This window comes from Curtobacterium sp. NPDC090223 (assembly GCF_044746585.1).
Classification (GTDB): Bacteria; Actinomycetota; Actinomycetes; order Actinomycetales; family Microbacteriaceae; genus Curtobacterium.
Genome location: NZ_JBIVCN010000001.1, coordinates 940,028 through 954,669, shown reverse-complemented (window position 1 = coordinate 954,669; position 14,642 = coordinate 940,028). Strand labels below are relative to the sequence as shown.

15 protein-coding genes are annotated in these 14,642 nt (G+C 71.6%); 13 read left to right on the top strand and 2 right to left on the bottom strand.

Features of this window, described 5'->3' with window-relative positions; all coding sequences use genetic code 11:
- Positions 1-144: 144 nt before the first annotated feature.
- The 6 genes from leuC to ACIPJY_RS04410 all read left to right on the top strand — a co-directional run bounded on the left by leuC (position 145) and on the right by ACIPJY_RS04410 (position 6,600).
- Complete coding sequence (gene leuC, locus ACIPJY_RS04435; protein ID WP_400458966.1) at positions 145-1,581, top strand: 3-isopropylmalate dehydratase large subunit; 1,437 nt, start codon at positions 145-147, stop codon at positions 1,579-1,581.
- A complete protein-coding gene (leuD, locus tag ACIPJY_RS04430) occupies positions 1,581-2,177 on the top strand; it encodes a 3-isopropylmalate dehydratase small subunit (RefSeq protein WP_400458968.1) in 597 nt (198 codons plus the stop codon). The genes leuC and leuD overlap by 1 nt, the downstream gene beginning before the upstream one ends.
- Positions 2,177-3,544, top strand: coding sequence for a UDP-N-acetylglucosamine 1-carboxyvinyltransferase (murA, locus tag ACIPJY_RS04425; protein WP_123653765.1), 1,368 nt, complete (start codon positions 2,177-2,179; stop codon positions 3,542-3,544). Before leuD ends, murA begins: the two co-directional genes overlap by 1 nt.
- A gap of 17 nt (positions 3,545-3,561) precedes the next feature.
- Positions 3,562-4,365 (top strand): lysophospholipid acyltransferase family protein, encoded by an 804-nt coding sequence (locus ACIPJY_RS04420; protein ID WP_400458970.1) that lies wholly within the window; start codon positions 3,562-3,564, stop codon positions 4,363-4,365.
- Between the two features lie 103 nt (positions 4,366-4,468).
- The gene (locus tag ACIPJY_RS04415) at positions 4,469-5,482 is read left to right on the top strand and encodes an NAD(P)H-dependent glycerol-3-phosphate dehydrogenase (RefSeq protein ID WP_132049864.1); all 1,014 of its coding nucleotides are present in this window, start codon (positions 4,469-4,471) and stop codon (positions 5,480-5,482) included.
- 32 nt (positions 5,483-5,514) lie between these two features.
- Complete coding sequence (locus ACIPJY_RS04410) at positions 5,515-6,600, top strand: D-alanine--D-alanine ligase family protein (protein WP_400458972.1); 1,086 nt, start codon at positions 5,515-5,517, stop codon at positions 6,598-6,600.
- Positions 6,601-6,741: 141 nt separating this feature from the next.
- Here the strand turns inward: ACIPJY_RS04410 and ACIPJY_RS04405 are convergent, their stop codons facing one another.
- A complete protein-coding gene (locus ACIPJY_RS04405) occupies positions 6,742-7,227 on the bottom strand; it encodes a DUF3515 family protein (protein ID WP_400458974.1) in 486 nt (161 codons plus the stop codon).
- Between the two features lie 101 nt (positions 7,228-7,328).
- Between ACIPJY_RS04405 and thiL the strand changes: the two genes are divergently transcribed.
- The gene (gene thiL / locus ACIPJY_RS04400; protein ID WP_400458976.1) at positions 7,329-8,345 is read left to right on the top strand and encodes a thiamine-phosphate kinase; all 1,017 of its coding nucleotides are present in this window, start codon (positions 7,329-7,331) and stop codon (positions 8,343-8,345) included.
- 180 nt (positions 8,346-8,525) lie between these two features.
- Here the strand turns inward: thiL and ACIPJY_RS04395 are convergent, their stop codons facing one another.
- Complete coding sequence (locus tag ACIPJY_RS04395) at positions 8,526-9,089, bottom strand: RsmD family RNA methyltransferase (protein WP_400458978.1); 564 nt, start codon at positions 9,087-9,089, stop codon at positions 8,526-8,528.
- A gap of 209 nt (positions 9,090-9,298) precedes the next feature.
- Between ACIPJY_RS04395 and ACIPJY_RS04390 the strand changes: the two genes are divergently transcribed.
- The 6 genes from ACIPJY_RS04390 to mutM all read left to right on the top strand — a co-directional run bounded on the left by ACIPJY_RS04390 (position 9,299) and on the right by mutM (position 14,609).
- Positions 9,299-11,461 (top strand): ATP-dependent DNA helicase RecG, encoded by a 2,163-nt coding sequence (locus ACIPJY_RS04390; protein ID WP_400460854.1) that lies wholly within the window; start codon positions 9,299-9,301, stop codon positions 11,459-11,461.
- Positions 11,462-11,504: 43 nt separating this feature from the next.
- Positions 11,505-11,996 (top strand): pantetheine-phosphate adenylyltransferase, encoded by a 492-nt coding sequence (gene coaD, locus ACIPJY_RS04385; RefSeq protein WP_400458980.1) that lies wholly within the window; start codon positions 11,505-11,507, stop codon positions 11,994-11,996.
- A 65-nt stretch (positions 11,997-12,061) separates the two neighbouring features.
- Positions 12,062-12,604 carry a YceD family protein gene (locus ACIPJY_RS04380; RefSeq protein WP_400468134.1) on the top strand — a complete coding sequence of 181 codons (543 nt, stop codon included), beginning with the start codon at positions 12,062-12,064 and terminating at the stop codon, positions 12,602-12,604.
- A 27-nt stretch (positions 12,605-12,631) separates the two neighbouring features.
- Positions 12,632-12,835, top strand: a complete 204-nt coding sequence (gene rpmF / locus ACIPJY_RS04375; RefSeq protein WP_056126067.1) for a 50S ribosomal protein L32 — start codon at positions 12,632-12,634, stop codon at positions 12,833-12,835.
- A 13-nt stretch (positions 12,836-12,848) separates the two neighbouring features.
- Positions 12,849-13,634 carry a ribonuclease III gene (gene rnc / locus ACIPJY_RS04370; RefSeq protein ID WP_400458984.1) on the top strand — a complete coding sequence of 262 codons (786 nt, stop codon included), beginning with the start codon at positions 12,849-12,851 and terminating at the stop codon, positions 13,632-13,634.
- A gap of 3 nt (positions 13,635-13,637) precedes the next feature.
- On the top strand, positions 13,638-14,609 hold the full coding sequence (gene mutM, locus ACIPJY_RS04365) for a bifunctional DNA-formamidopyrimidine glycosylase/DNA-(apurinic or apyrimidinic site) lyase (RefSeq protein ID WP_400458985.1): 972 nt from the start codon (positions 13,638-13,640) through the stop codon (positions 14,607-14,609).
- Positions 14,610-14,642: the final 33 nt, after the last annotated feature.

Sequence of the window (14,642 nt, the reverse complement as noted above, 5' to 3'; positions counted from 1 at the left end):
GTGTCGCAGAACGCACGCCGAGCCTCCAGACCGGGTGGAACCGGGCCGACGACGGAGGTGAGCCAGTTGGTATACCAGTGCTAGACTCGCCGGATCGCGCCGCGACAGCGGTGTCCGACGAACGCGAACCGAAGGGTCGAGAGCATGGGCAGGACGCTCGCCGAGAAGGTGTGGGACGACCACGTCGTCGTCAAGGGTGAGGACGGGAACCCGGACCTCCTCTACATCGACCTCCACCTCGTGCACGAGGTCACGAGCCCGCAGGCCTTCGACGGTCTGCGGCAGGCAGGCCGCCCGGTGCGCCGTCTCGACCTCACCATCGCGACCGAGGACCACAACACGCCGACGCTCGCCATCGACCGGCCCATCGCCGACCCGACGAGCCGCACCCAGATCGAGACGCTCCGTCGCAACTGCGCCGAGTTCGGTGTCCGCCTGCACTCGCTCGGCGACAAGGAACAGGGCATCGTGCACGTCGTCGGCCCGCAGCTCGGCCTGACGATGCCCGGCATCACCGTGGTGTGCGGCGACTCGCACACCTCGACGCACGGGGCGTTCGGCGCGATGGCGTTCGGCATCGGCACGAGCGAGGTCGAGCACGTCCTGGCGACGCAGACCCTGCCGCTGAAGCCGTTCAAGACCATGGCGATCACGGTGGAGGGCTCGCTCCGTCCGGGCGTCACGGCGAAGGACATCATCCTCGCGGTCATCGCGAAGATCGGTACCGGCGGCGGACAGGGCTACGTGCTCGAGTACCGCGGCTCGGCGATCCGGGCGCTCTCGATGGAGGGCCGCATGACGATCTGCAACATGTCGATCGAGGCCGGTGCCCGCGCCGGCATGGTCGGCCCCGACCAGATCACGTACGACTACGTGCAGGGCCGCGACCACGCGCCGACCGGCGCCGACTGGGACGAAGCGGTCGCGTACTGGGACACGCTGAACACCGACGACGACGCGGTGTTCGACGCCGAGGTGTTCATCGACGCCGACACGCTCGAGCCCTTCGTCACGTGGGGCACGAACCCGGGGCAGGGCGTCTCGCTCTCCGAGTCGGTGCCGTCGCCCGCGGACTACGCCGACCCGAACGACCAGGCCGCAGCGCAGCGTGCGCTCGAGTACATGGACATCGAGGCCGGCACGCCGATGAAGGACATCGCGGTCGACGCGGTCTTCATGGGCTCGTGCACGAACTCGCGCATCGAGGACCTGCGGGCGTTCGCGTCCGTGATCCAGGGCCGGACCAAGGCCGAGGGTGTCCGGGTGATGGTCGTGCCCGGATCGGCGCGCGTCCGGCTCGAGGCCGAGGCCGAGGGGCTCGACAAGGTCTTCACCGACTTCGGCGCCGAGTGGCGCTTCGCCGGCTGCTCGATGTGCCTCGGCATGAACCCCGACCAGCTCGCGCCGGGGGAGCGCTGCGCATCGACCTCGAACCGCAACTTCGAGGGCCGGCAGGGCAAGGGCGGCCGGACGCACCTGGTCTCGCCGCTCGTCGCCGCCGCCACCGCGGTCCGCGGGACGCTCTCGAGCCCGTGGGACCTGGAGAACACCGAAGCAACGGCTCTGGAAGGGGCGCTCTGATGGACAAGATCGGCACCGTCACCGGGATCGCCGCACCGCTGAAGCGGTCGAACGTCGACACCGACCAGATCATCCCCGCGGTCTACCTGAAGCGCGTCACGAAGACCGGCTTCGAGGACGCGCTGTTCTCCGGATGGCGCCAGGACCCGGCCTTCGTGCTCAACCAGCCCGAGTACCAGGGCGCCCAGGTGCTCGTCGCCGGCCCCGACTTCGGCACCGGGTCGTCCCGTGAGCACGCGGTCTGGGCACTCCGGGACTTCGGCTTCAAGGTCGTCGTCTCGCCCCGGTTCGCGGACATCTTCAAGGGCAACGCGGGCAAGCAGGGCCTGGTCACCGCAATCGTGACCGAACCGGAAGTCGAGCGGCTCTGGGCCGAGATCGAGGCGAACCCGGGCATCCAGGCGACCGTGGACCTGGCGACCCAGCGCGTGTCGCTGGGCGATGTGGACGTGGCTTTCGAGATCGACGCTTACACTCGTTGGCGGTTGATGGAAGGGCTCGACGACATCGGGCTCACCCTCCGTGACGAGACCTCGATCACGGAGTTCGAATCCCGCCGGGGAACCTGGCGGCCGAAAACATTGCCGGTGAAGTAGTGAACTCTCTCGTACAGGACGCAGCAGCTGCAGGGGCGCGTGTGGGACTCAAGTCGGACGAGATCGTCATCCGCGGCGGGAAGCCGCTGGTCGGACGCATCGAGGTGCGCGGCGCGAAGAACCTCGCGACGAAGGCGATGGTCGCGTCGCTGCTCGGCGACACCCCCTCGATCCTCAAGGACGTCCCGGACATCTCCGACGTCAAGGTCGTCCGCGCGCTGCTCGAGGTGCACGGTGTGCGCATCACCGATCCTGCACGAGGCGAGCTCATCCTCGACCCGTCGAACGTCGAGTCGGCGCACTTCGCCGAGATCGACGCGCACGCCGGGTCGAGCCGCATCCCGATCCTGTTCTGCGGCCCGCTGCTGCACAAGCTCGGCGAGGCGTTCATCCCCGACCTCGGCGGCTGCCGCATCGGCGACCGTCCGATCGACTTCCACCTCGACGCGCTCCGCGCCATGGGTGCGGTCGTCGACAAGCAGATCTCCGGCATCCACATCACGGCGCCGAACGGCCTCAAGGGCGCGAACATCGAGCTGCCCTACCCGAGCGTCGGTGCGACCGAGCAGGTCCTGCTGTCCTCGACGCTGGCCGACGGCGTGACCGAGCTCCGCAACGCCGCGATCGAGCCCGAGATCATGGACCTCATCGCGATCCTGCAGAAGATGGGCGCGATCATCACGGTCGAGCCGAGCCGCACGATCTTCATCGAGGGCGTCAAGTCGCTCCGCGGCTACACCCACCGTGCGATCAACGACCGCAACGAGGCAGCGAGCTGGGCGTCCGCCGCCCTCGCGACCAACGGCGACATCTTCGTCGAGGGCGCGAAGCAGCAGGAGCTCATGACGTTCCTCAACGTCTTCCGCAAGGTCGGCGGCGGTTTCGACATCCAGGAGGACGGCATCCGGTTCTACCGGGAGCTCGACGTCCTGAAGCCCGTCGTCATCGAGACGGACGTGCACCCCGGCTTCATGACCGACTGGCAGCAGCCGCTCGTGGTGGCGCTGACGCAGGCCGAGGGCCGGAGCGTCGTGCACGAGACCGTCTACGAGAACCGGTTCGGGTTCACCGACGCGCTCAACGAGATGGGCGCGGACATCGTCGTGCACAAGGAGGGGCTGCCCGGGCACGACCGCCGTGTCGCCCGTCGTCCGTTCGAGCAGGCAGCGGTCATCACCGGCCCGACGAAGCTGCACGGCGCGAACGTCCGGGTGCCCGACCTCCGTGGCGGCTTCAGCCACCTCATCGCGGCGCTGACCGCCGAGGGCGAGTCGCACATCACGAACGTCGGCATCATCTCCCGCGGGTACGAGCACTTCATCCCGAAGCTGCGGAAGCTCGGCGCGGACTTCGACTTCGCCGGCTAGGCGCAGGGTCGGCTTCGATGGCATCGAACGACGCCGGCCGTGACCTGGACCAGGTCACGACCGGCCTGCCCAACCCCGGCCGCCGGTGGAAGCGCGGCGACCTGAATCTGGCGTTCCGGATCACCGCGGTCTTCGTGATCCCGACGTTCCGGTTCACCGCGCGCTACCACTGGCACGGCCCGAACCGCCTCCCCGAGGACGGCGCCTTCGTGCTCGCCCCGAACCACTACACGAACATCGACCCCCTGGTCGTCGGCACCGCGGTGTACATCAGCCGCCGGCAGCCGCGCTTCCTGGCGAAGGCGTCGCTGTTCCGTGTGCCGGTGCTCGGCAAGCTGATGAGCGGCATGGGCCAGATCCCGGTCGAGCGCTCCGGCCGCACGCGGCTGAACGACCCGCTCCGCGGCGGGAAGTCCCTGGTCGAGTCGGGTGGCGCGGTGATCGTCTACCCGGAGGGCACGCTCACCCGCGACCCCGACCTGTGGCCGATGCGCGGCAAGACCGGGGCGGTGCGGATCGCGCTCGAGAACGACGTCCCGCTCATCCCGATGGCCCACTGGGGCACGCAGAAGATCATGGCGCGGTACTCGAACAAGCTCCGGCTGTTCCCGCCGTCGCGTGTCGACATCGTCTTCGGCGACCCCGTCGACCTGTCGGCGTACCGCGGCCGTCCGATCGACCAGCAGATGCTCATCGAGGCGACGGCGATCGTGATGGACCGGATCACCGAGCTCGTCGAGCAGCTCCGCGGCGAGAAGGCACCGGCGACCCGCTGGGACCCGTCCGCGAACAACCAGAAGGAAACCGGCAAGTTTGAGTGACGCACGCGCCGTCGGCGCCCCAGGCCTCCGACCGCACGACGACCACCCGGACCCCACCGCGGCCGCTCGCGGTGCCGTGGACACCGCTGCGATCCGCGTGGTGATGCAGTCCACCGACAAGCCGCGTGTCGCCGTGATCGGCGCGGGCAGTTGGGGGACCACGTTCGCGAAGGTCCTCGCCGAGGGCGGGGCGTCCACCGTCCTGTGGGCCCGCCGTCCGGAGGTCGCACGCGAGATCACCGAGACCAAGCGGAACTCGGAGTACCTGCCCGGCATCAACCTGCCCCGCACGCTGACCGCGTCGACGTCGCTGGCATCGGTGCTCGACGGCGCGGAGCAGGTCTACGTCTCGGTGCCGTCGCAGACGCTGCGCTCCAACCTCGCCGCGATCCGGGAGCTCCTGCCCGCCGGCGTGCCCGTGGTCAGCCTGATGAAGGGCGTCGAGAAGGCGACCGGCCTGCGGATGAGCGAGGTCCTGCTCGAGGGACTCGGCATCGACCAGGACCGCATCGCCGTCGCGAGTGGCCCGAACCTGGCGCTCGAGATCGCCCGGCGCCAGCCCACCGCCGCCGTCGTGTCCTCGTCGAGCGCCGACACCGCCAGCGCCGTCGCCGCGGTCGCCACGAACCCGTACTTCCGGTCCTTCATCAACACCGACGTGATCGGCACCGAGTTCGGCGGCGTGCTGAAGAACCTCATCGCCGTGGCGATCGGCATCGTCGACGGTGTCGGCTACGGCGAGAACACGAAGGCGTCGATCATCACCCGCGGCCTCGCCGAGATGACCGACTTCGCGGTGTCCCTCGGCGCGCAGCCCTCGACCCTGTCCGGCCTGGCGGGTCTCGGCGACCTCATCGCGACGTGCCAGTCGCCGCTGTCCCGGAACAACACCGCCGGGCGCCTGCTCGGCCAGGGGTACCGCTTCGACGAGGTCGTCCGGCAGATGAACCAGACCGCCGAGGGTCTGGCGTCGGTCGCGCCGATCCTCGAGCTCGCCGCGGCCAACGGCGTCGACATGCCCATCGTGGGACAGGTCGCCGAGGTGCTCGCCGGTAGGCTCGATCCGCGCAACATCGCGCCGCACCTCACCGAGACCGACGAGCCCCAGGGCGAGTGACCGGTCCGGCCACTCTGCACCCGGGAGCGCCCATGACCAGCACCACCACCGTCGTCGTCCTGTTCGGCGGCCGGTCCAGCGAGCACGAGATCAGCTGCGTCACCGCCGGCGGCATCATGGACGCGGTCGACCGAGCCGCGTACGACATCGTCCCCGTCGGCATCACCAAGGACGGCGCGTTCACGCTGCAGCCGGACGACCCGGAGCAGTGGGCCCTCGTCGGGCAGCAGCTGCCGACCGTGCCGGACAACGGCACGCGGGTGCGGTTCCCGAGCGCGGCCGAGGCCCGTGCGCTCACGGTCGAGCACCCCGACGGCAGCGTCACCACGATCCCCGTCGACCTGGTGTTCCCGATCCTGCACGGCCCCTTCGGTGAGGACGGCACCATCCAGGGCCTCCTCGAGACCGCCGGACTGCCGTACGCCGGGGACGGCGTGCTGGCGAGCGCCCTCGCGATGGACAAGCACGTCGCGAAGGCCGTCCTCGAGCACGCCGGACTGCGCGTCGCACCGTGGACCACCGTGCTCCGCCGCGAGTGGGAAGCCGACGAACTCGACGTCGCCGAGCGGATCGCGGCGCACGGCTGGCCGCTGTTCGTGAAGCCCGCCCGCGCCGGGTCGAGCATGGGCGTGTCCCGCGTCGACACGCCGGAGGACCTCGCGAGCGCGATGCGGCTCGGCTTCGAGCACGACAGCAAGGTCATCGTCGAGCCCCGGGTCGTCGGCCGCGAGGTCGAGGTCGCCGTGCTCGAGGGCCGCGACGGTGTCCCGCGCACGAGTCTCCCCGGCGAGATCGTCGTCGCCGAGGACGGCTTCTACGACTTCGCCGCGAAGTACCTCGGCGGCGACGAGCAGCTCCTCTGCCCTGCGCCCCTGACCGAAGAACAGACCGACGAGGTCCGCTCCATCGGCGCCCGTGCCTTCGAGGCGATCGGCGGCTCCGGGCTGGCCCGCGTGGACTGCTTCCTCACCGACGACGGCTTCGTCGTGAACGAGGTCAACACGATGCCGGGCTTCACCCCGTTCTCGATGTACCCGCGCTGCTGGGCAGCGACCGGGGTCACCTACCCGGAGCTCGTCACCGAGCTCATCGAGCTGGGACGCGCGGCGGTCCGCTGACCGCACCACGGTGCATGGCCGGTTCCACACCGGACGGGAGGCCCGGTGCGGGCCCGCCCCGTGCCTCCCGTCCGGTGGCGGGTCGCGTCATCTCTGCCCGCGCGACGGGTTGCGGGTCGCGTTGCGACCGGTCGGGTCGTGTCAGCCCTGTACGTCCGAGGGGTCGAGGCACTTGTGGCCGTCCTTCGGCAGGGTGTCGACCGCGGTGCCGATGTCCTGCAGCACCTGACTCGTCGTCTTCGACGTGTCGATGACGACCTGGACGGCGGGGTCGCGACCGAAGGTCGTGTAGACGATGCGCTTGTCCTGGTCGTCACGGATCCAGTCCACCGACCCCTGCGAGAAGCACGGCAGGTCCGACACCGTCGGGACCGCGACACCGCAGTGGTACAGCGCCGCTGACGGATCGCCCCACGCCGCGGTCGACTGCGCGTTCGTGTTGCGGAGCTCGTACTTCGTGTCGACGGTCTCGGGCAGGCGGACCTGGGCGGCGGCGCACGCGGCGGCGTCTGCCGAGGGTGCCGCGGTCATCGAGACGGCGTTCGTGCAGCCCGTGAGGCCGGCGGCGAGGGCGATGACGACGCCGAGCGCGGCGAGGATCCGGGTGGGGCGGCGCACGGTGTCCATCGGTTCCAGGCTACCGGTCCCGGGCGGCCGCCCGGTGCGGGTGCGGGTGCTGCCGTTCCCGGGCGGCCGCTCGGTGCGGGTGCGGGCGCTACCGTTCTGGTGTGGACGCGAGGGACGAACCGGCAGCGCCGGACTACTGGGCCGGCCCGACGGTGGGGGAGCTGGGGGAGCTGGTCGTGCTCGACCGGGTGACCTCGCGGCTGCCGGCGGGGTCGCCGATCGTCGGACCCGGGGACGACTGCGCCGTGGTCGCCGCCCCGGACGGCCGGTTCGTGGTGACGACGGACATGATGGTGCACGGCCCGGACTTCCGGTGGGCGTGGTCCTCGCCCGAGGACGTCGGGTGGAAGGCCGCCGCGACGAACCTCTCGGACGTGGCGGCGATGGGGGCGTCGCCCTCGGGGCTGGTCGTCGCGATCGCGGCGCCGCAGGACACGCCGGTCGCGGTGCTCGAGGGCATCGCGGACGGGTTCCGGCAGGCGGTCGCGGCCCTGGCACCCGCCTGCGGGGTCGTCGGCGGGGACCTGTCCACCTCGTCGGCGTTCACGGTCGCGGTGACGGCGTTCGGCGACCTCGGCGGGCGACCCCCGGTCCTGCGGTCCGGCGCCGGCGCGGGTGACGTCCTCGCCGTGTCGGGGGAGCTCGGACGCGCGGCGCGGGGGCTCTCGCGGCTGTTCCACGACGGGGTGGACGCGGCCGGGCTGCCATCGGCGGCGGCGACCCGGGCGAGCGGGGCGGACGAGGACCCGGACGTGGGGCGGCAGCGTCGCCCGGTGCCGCCGATCGGGGACGGGCCCGCTGCCGCCGCTGCGGGGGCGACGGCGATGCTCGACCTGTCGGACGGGCTGGCGATCGACGCCGGGCGGCTGGCACGGGCGAGCGGCGTGACGCTGTCGCTGTCCGGGGCGGACGGTGTCCCGCTGCACGGTCCCGCGCTGCACGGTGGCGAGGACCACGGGCTGCTCGCGACGTTCCCGCCGGACGTGGCGCTCCCCGGGGGCTTCCGCGCGATCGGCGTGGTGCTCCCGCGGGGAGCGGCGGACCTCGTGCGGGACGGGGTGGCCGTCCCGACCACGGGGTGGGACCCCTACGCCGACTGGGACGGCGTCGCGGGCTGAGCGCGCGCGGCGCCTCGCGCCTCGCGCCCCGCGGCGTTCGCGGCGCGGATTCGACACCGCGCCGGTCGATCGCGCTCTGCCGTGTCGAAGCATGCGGAGGCACCGGGTACGTCCGCATGGTCCGACACGGCGCCGGTCGATCGACCGATGTCGTGTCGGACGCCGCACCCGCGCCGGCGGTCAGGCGTCGGCGAGCACGGCCTCCCAGGCGATGGTCTCGCCGTAGCTCCGCTTGCTGAAGGGCTCGAGCCCCGCGGGCCAGGTCGGCTCGGGCGAGCGCTTGCTCCGCTCCACGACGACCACGGCGTCCGCGGTGAGCCGGGGGACCAGCGCCTCGAGCACGTCCGCGATCTCGGACTCGGCGACGTCGTACGGCGGGTCGATGAACACCAGGTCGAACGTCCGCACGGTGCCCCGGAGGAACCCGAGCACCGGCTGCGCGTGCACGTCGATCCGGACGCCGGGCACCCGCTTCTGCACCGCCCGAGCGTTCTCGCGGCACGAGGTCGCCGCCGCGGACGCCCGGTCGACGAGCACGACCTCCACCGCCCCGCGGGACGCCGCCTCGAGCCCGAGGGCGCCCGTCCCCGCGTAGAGGTCCGCGACCGCGGTGTCGTCCACGAGTCCCCGCGCCTCGAGCGAGGAGAACAGCGCCTCCCGCACCCGGTCGCTCGTCGGACGGGTGCCCGACTTCGGCACCCGGAGCGTCAGGGAACCGGCGGCGCCGGCGATGATGCGGGTCATGCTGCAACCGTAGCGGCAGCGTTCTCCACAGTCGGTCCCGTCGTCCGCAGGCGGTCCCGTCGTCCACAGGCCGACCGGGAGGCTCGGTGCAGGTCGGTCGTGCCGGGTACCGTTGCCGTGTGGTCACCTCCAGAGCCGCCGCACCGGCCGACACGACGCCCGACGCCCCGTCGGATGCGCCTGTCGCCACCGACTGGGGCCCGGCGCCGCTGGACACCCGCCTGGCGAACGTCCTGGGCGGCCGCACCGCGAAGGCCGTCGAGAAGGCGTTCGGGTACCGCACGGTGGGGGAGTTCCTCGAACACGCCCCGCGCCGGTACGCCGAACGCGGGGCGCTGACCGCACTCGACTCGCTCGCCATCGGGGAGTCGGTCACCATCGTGGCCGAGGTCGTCGACGTCCGCGAGCGCACGATGCGTGCCCGTCGGGGCTCCATCCTCGAAGCCAAGATCGGCGACGGCAAGGGGCTCCTGACCCTGACGTTCTTCAACCAGGGCTGGCGCACGAAGGACCTCGTCGTCGGCGCCAGGGGCATCTTCGCGGGCAAGGTCGGGGACTACCGCGGTGCACGGCAGCTGGCGCACCCCGACTACGAGCTCTTCGACGCCGACGACCCACGGGCCACCGCCGACCCCGAGTCCGACGAAGCCATCCGGTTCTCCCGGCAGCCCATCCCGATCTACCCCGCCACCGCGTCGCTGTCCTCGTGGCAGATCGCGAAGGCCATGGCGGTGGTGCTCGACACCCTGCCGGACATCGCCGACCCGATCCCGTCCTCGGCGCGGACCCGGCTCGACCTGGTCCCGTTCCGACGCGCGCTCGAGCTGCTGCACCGCCCTGAGAAGGTCGCCGACTTCAAGCGCGCGCAGGACGCCCTGCGCTACCGAGAGGCGTTCGTCCTGCAGGCCGCCCTGGTCAAGCGACGCATCGCCGCCCGGGCGACCGCCTCCACGCCGCGCACGGCGTCTCCCGGCGGCATCCTGGAGCGCTTCGACGCCACCCTGCCGTTCACGCTCACCGACGACCAGCGCTCGGTGGGCGCCGAGATCGCGACGGACCTCGCCGGGTCGTGGCCGATGCACCGACTCGTCCAGGGCGAGGTCGGTTCCGGCAAGACCCTCGTGGCGATCCGGGCGATGCTCACGGTGGCCGAGTCCGGTGGCCAGTCCGCGCTCATCGCCCCGACCGAGGTCCTGGCGGCGCAGCACCTCCGGTCGATCGTGAAGTTCCTCGGCCCCGACCTCGCCGCCGAACTCCGCCCGGTCATCCTCACCGGCTCACAGTCCACCGACGAACGCCGGCGGGCGCTGCTGGCCGCGGCGTCCGGCGGTTCGCGGCTCGTGGTCGGCACGCACGCGCTCCTCGGCGACCGCGTCGACTTCGCCGAACTCGGGCTCGTGGTGGTGGACGAGCAGCACCGCTTCGGTGTGGAGCAGCGCGAAGCCCTGCGCACGAAGGGTCAGACCCCGCCGCACGTGCTGGTCCTCACCGCGACACCGATCCCGCGCACCGTGGCGATGACCGTGTTCGGCGACCTCGACGTCTCGACGATCGCCGGCATGCCCTCGGGCCGAGCCGGCGTCGAGACCTTCGCCGTCGGGCTCGCGGAGCACCCCGGCTGGGAGTCCCGCATCTGGACCAGGATGGCCGAGGAACTCAGCGCCGGGCGGCAGGCATTCGTGGTCTGCCCGGCGATCGACGACGCCCACGCCGAGGACGACGGCGAGCCGGCCCCGGACGACGACACCCCGACGCGTGCGCCGTCGACCGTCCTGGCCACGGCCGAGCGCATGCGCACGATGCCGGTGCTCGACGGCCGGCGGATCGAGGTCCTGCACGGCCGGATGTCCGGCGACGAGAAGGACCGCGTGATGACGGCGTTCGCCGCCGGGGACGTGGACGTCCTGGTCGCGACGACCGTGATCGAGGTCGGGGTCGACGTGCCGAACGCCTCGATGATGGCGATCCTCGACGCCGACCGGTTCGGCGTCTCGCAGCTGCACCAGCTCCGCGGGCGCATCGGCCGTGGGCAGTACGCCGGCGTGTGCCTCCTCGTGACCACGGCAGCGGCGGAGACGGTCTCCCGAGAGCGCGTGGACGCCGTCGCCGCATCGGACGACGGGTTCGAGCTGGCGCGCGTGGACCTCGAGCTCCGGCGAGAGGGCGACGTGCTCGGCGAACGGCAGTCGGGCGGGCGCTCCTCGCTCAACCTGCTCCGGGTCGTGCGGGACGCCGACCTCATCATCGACGCCAGGGGCGAAGCCGAGCGGGTCCTCGAGCTCGACCCCGAACTCGACGGACAGGCCGAACTCCGCGACGCCCTGGCCCGGCGCCTCGACGAGTCCGACGCCGCGTTCCTCGGCAAGAACTGACCCGTCGGGCGCGCGCGCGCGTGGTCCCGGTATCGTCGGGGGCATGGCGCAGATCGCGGTCGTCCCCGGCTCCTTCGACCCCGTGACCCTCGGGCACCTCGACGTGATCGGCCGAGCCGCCGGACTCTTCGACGAGGTGCACGTCCTCGTGGTCCACAACCCGGAGAAGCCCTCCGCGATGTTCGACGCGGTCGACCGGGTCCGGCTGATCGAGGAGTCCCTCGCCGAGGCCGGCGCCCCGGGGAACATCCGGGTCGGGGAGTGGACCGCCGGGCTGCTCGTCGACTACTGCCGACAGGTCGGCGCGACCGTCCTCGTGAAGGGCGTGCGCTCCGGTGAGGACGTCGCGTACGAGACCCCGATGGCGATCATGAACCGCCACCTCGCGGACGTCGAGACCGTGTTCCTGCTGCCCGAGGCGTCCCGTGCGCACGTGTCCAGCTCGCTCATCCGTCAGGTCTCTTCCCTCGGGGGCGACGTGAGCCCGTACGTCCCCGCGGTGGTCGACCGGGCACTCCGGAGCCGCAGGAGCTGAGCCGGAGCGCGACACGGCACGCCGCTCCTCGACGTGGCGGCGTACCCGCGCTAGGATGGTCGATCGTGTCTTCCCCCGTGAACAGCCCCTACGCCCTGCGCGTGCGTGACCTCGCGCACCGCCCGGGCGAGATGCGCGAGCACACGCTCGACATCGCCGTCCCCGAGACCCTCGGTGCCGGCGTGGTGGCCGTCCGTGAGGGCGATGACATGCACATCGAGTTGCGGCTCGAGGGCCTCCACGAGGGCGTGCTCGTCTCCGGACACGCCTCCGCCGAGGCGACGGGGCAGTGCTCGCGCTGCCTCATCGACATCTCCGAACCGGTCGAAGTCGATTTCGCCGAGCTGTTCGCGTATGATCCCTCGGAGGATTTCGACTTCCATGTTCACGATGACCACGTGGATTGTGAACCGGTCGTTCGAGACGCGGTGGTGCTGTCACTGCCGTTCCAGCCGGTCTGCCGGCCGGACTGCCCCGGACTCGACCCGGAGACGGGCGAACGCCTGGCAGACCTGGGTGACCGCGCGGCTTCCGAGCCCACGGACCCCCGCTGGGCAGCACTCGGCGGACTGATGTTCGACGACAGCGACCGCACTCCCACCGACTGACCACCGACCAACCGAAAGAGAACCACCATGGCCGTTCCCAAGCGCAAGCAGTCCCGTGCCAACACGCACGCCCGTCGTTCGCAGTGGAAGGCCGCGCCGGTCCAGCTCGTGAAGACGATCGAGAACGGTCAGGTCACCTACAGCCTCCCGCACCGTGCGAAGGTCGTCGAGGACTCGGCCGGCACCCCCCTGTACATGGAGTACAAGGGCCGCAAGGTCGCCGACGTCTGATCGGACGAACCACATGAGCACGACGTCCGGCTCCGCGGGGTCCAACCCCGCGGGGTCGGACGTCGCTCGTCTGGGTGAGCTCCTCCGGGTCCAGGTGGACCCGGAGCTGCTCCGACTCGCACTGACCCACCGCTCGTTCGCGTACGAGCACGGCGGGATCAAGCACAACGAACGCCTCGAGTTCCTCGGGGACTCCATCCTCGGCCAAGCCGTGACGGTGAAGCTGTACCGCGACTTCCCCGACCTCGACGAAGGCGACCTGGCCAAGCGCCGGGCGAGCCTCGTCTCGACGGTCGCACTCGCGGAGATCGCCCGGATCAACGGGCTCGGCGCCTACCTCCGGCTCGGCAAGGGCGAGGAGCAGACCGGCGGTCGGGACAAGTCCTCGATCCTCGCGGACACCGTCGAGGCGATCATCGGCGCGACCTACCTGTCCGCCGGCCCCGACGAGGCCACCGCACTCGTGCTCCGGCTCGTCGAGCCGCTCCTCATCGACCCCGACCGGTTCGGGGCCGCGATGGACCCGAAGACGAGCCTGCAGGAGCTCGCGTCGTCGCTGTCCCTCGGCAACCCGGCCTACCGGGTGACCGAAGAGGGCCCCGACCACGACAAGACCTTCCACGCGACCGTCGTGCTCCACGGCGAGGACGTCGCCACCGGCTCCGGTTCCAGCAAGAAGACGGCCGAGATGGCCGCGGCGCTCGACGCCTGGACACGCCTCTCCGGCCGCAGCAGCGACACGGCAGATGCCGCCGGCACCCCGGCAGCGGACGCGGCCGCCGGCACCCCGGCGGCGTAGGGCGTGCCGGAACTCCCCGAGGTCGAGGTCGTCCGCGCCGGCCTCGAACCCGCCGTCAGCGGCGCCCGCGTCCTCGCCGTGCACGTCGTGGACGACCGCGCCCTGACCCGGCACGACGGCCCTGCCGAGGACTTCGCACACCGCCTCACCGGCCGGACCATCGCCGCGGCCGTCCGCCGTGGCAAGTTCCTCTGGATGCCCCTCGTGGAACCCGGGGAGGACGGTCGCCCCGAGGCCCTCGTTGCCCACCTCGGCATGAGCGGGCAGATCCTGCTCGGCCGCGACCGCCCCGTGGCGAAGCACCGCCGCATCCTGCTCGAGGTCCAGCCGGCCGGCACCGACCGCGACGGCAGCCCCGAACGACCCGTCGAGCTGGAGTTCGTCGACCAGCGCACGTTCGGCTCGATGGCGCTCGACACGATGGTGCCGACGATCGACGGTGCTCCCGCCGGGTTCGCCGGCGCCGTCGACGAGCGTGAGCCCGACGCACCGTGGCGTCGGGACATCCCGGGGCAGGTGTCGCACATCGCCCGCGATCCCCTCGACCCGGCGTTCGACGACGCCCGGTTCGTCCAGATGGCCCGGAAGCGCTCGAGCGGCATCAAGCGGGTCCTCCTGGACCAGGGGGTCGTGAGCGGCATCGGGAACATCTACGCCGACGAGTCGCTGTGGGCCGCGAAGCTGCACTACGACCGGCCCGCCGACCGACTGCCGCGTGCGTCGGTGCAGCTGCTCCTGGACGAGGTGCGGAGCGTGCTCGCGCGTGCCCTCGAGGACGGCGGCACGAGCTTCGACGCCCAGTACGTCAACGTGAACGGGCAGTCCGGGTACTTCTCGCAGCGGCTCAACGTCTACGGGCAGCAGGGGGAGCCGTGTCCCCGCTGCGGCACGACGATCGTCCGGCAGGAGTTCATGAACCGTTCGAGCCACGTCTGCCCCGTGTGCCAACCGCGCCCGCGGGTCCGGACGCGTTAGCCTGCCCGGAAGCGAGCCAGTACCGCAAGGAAC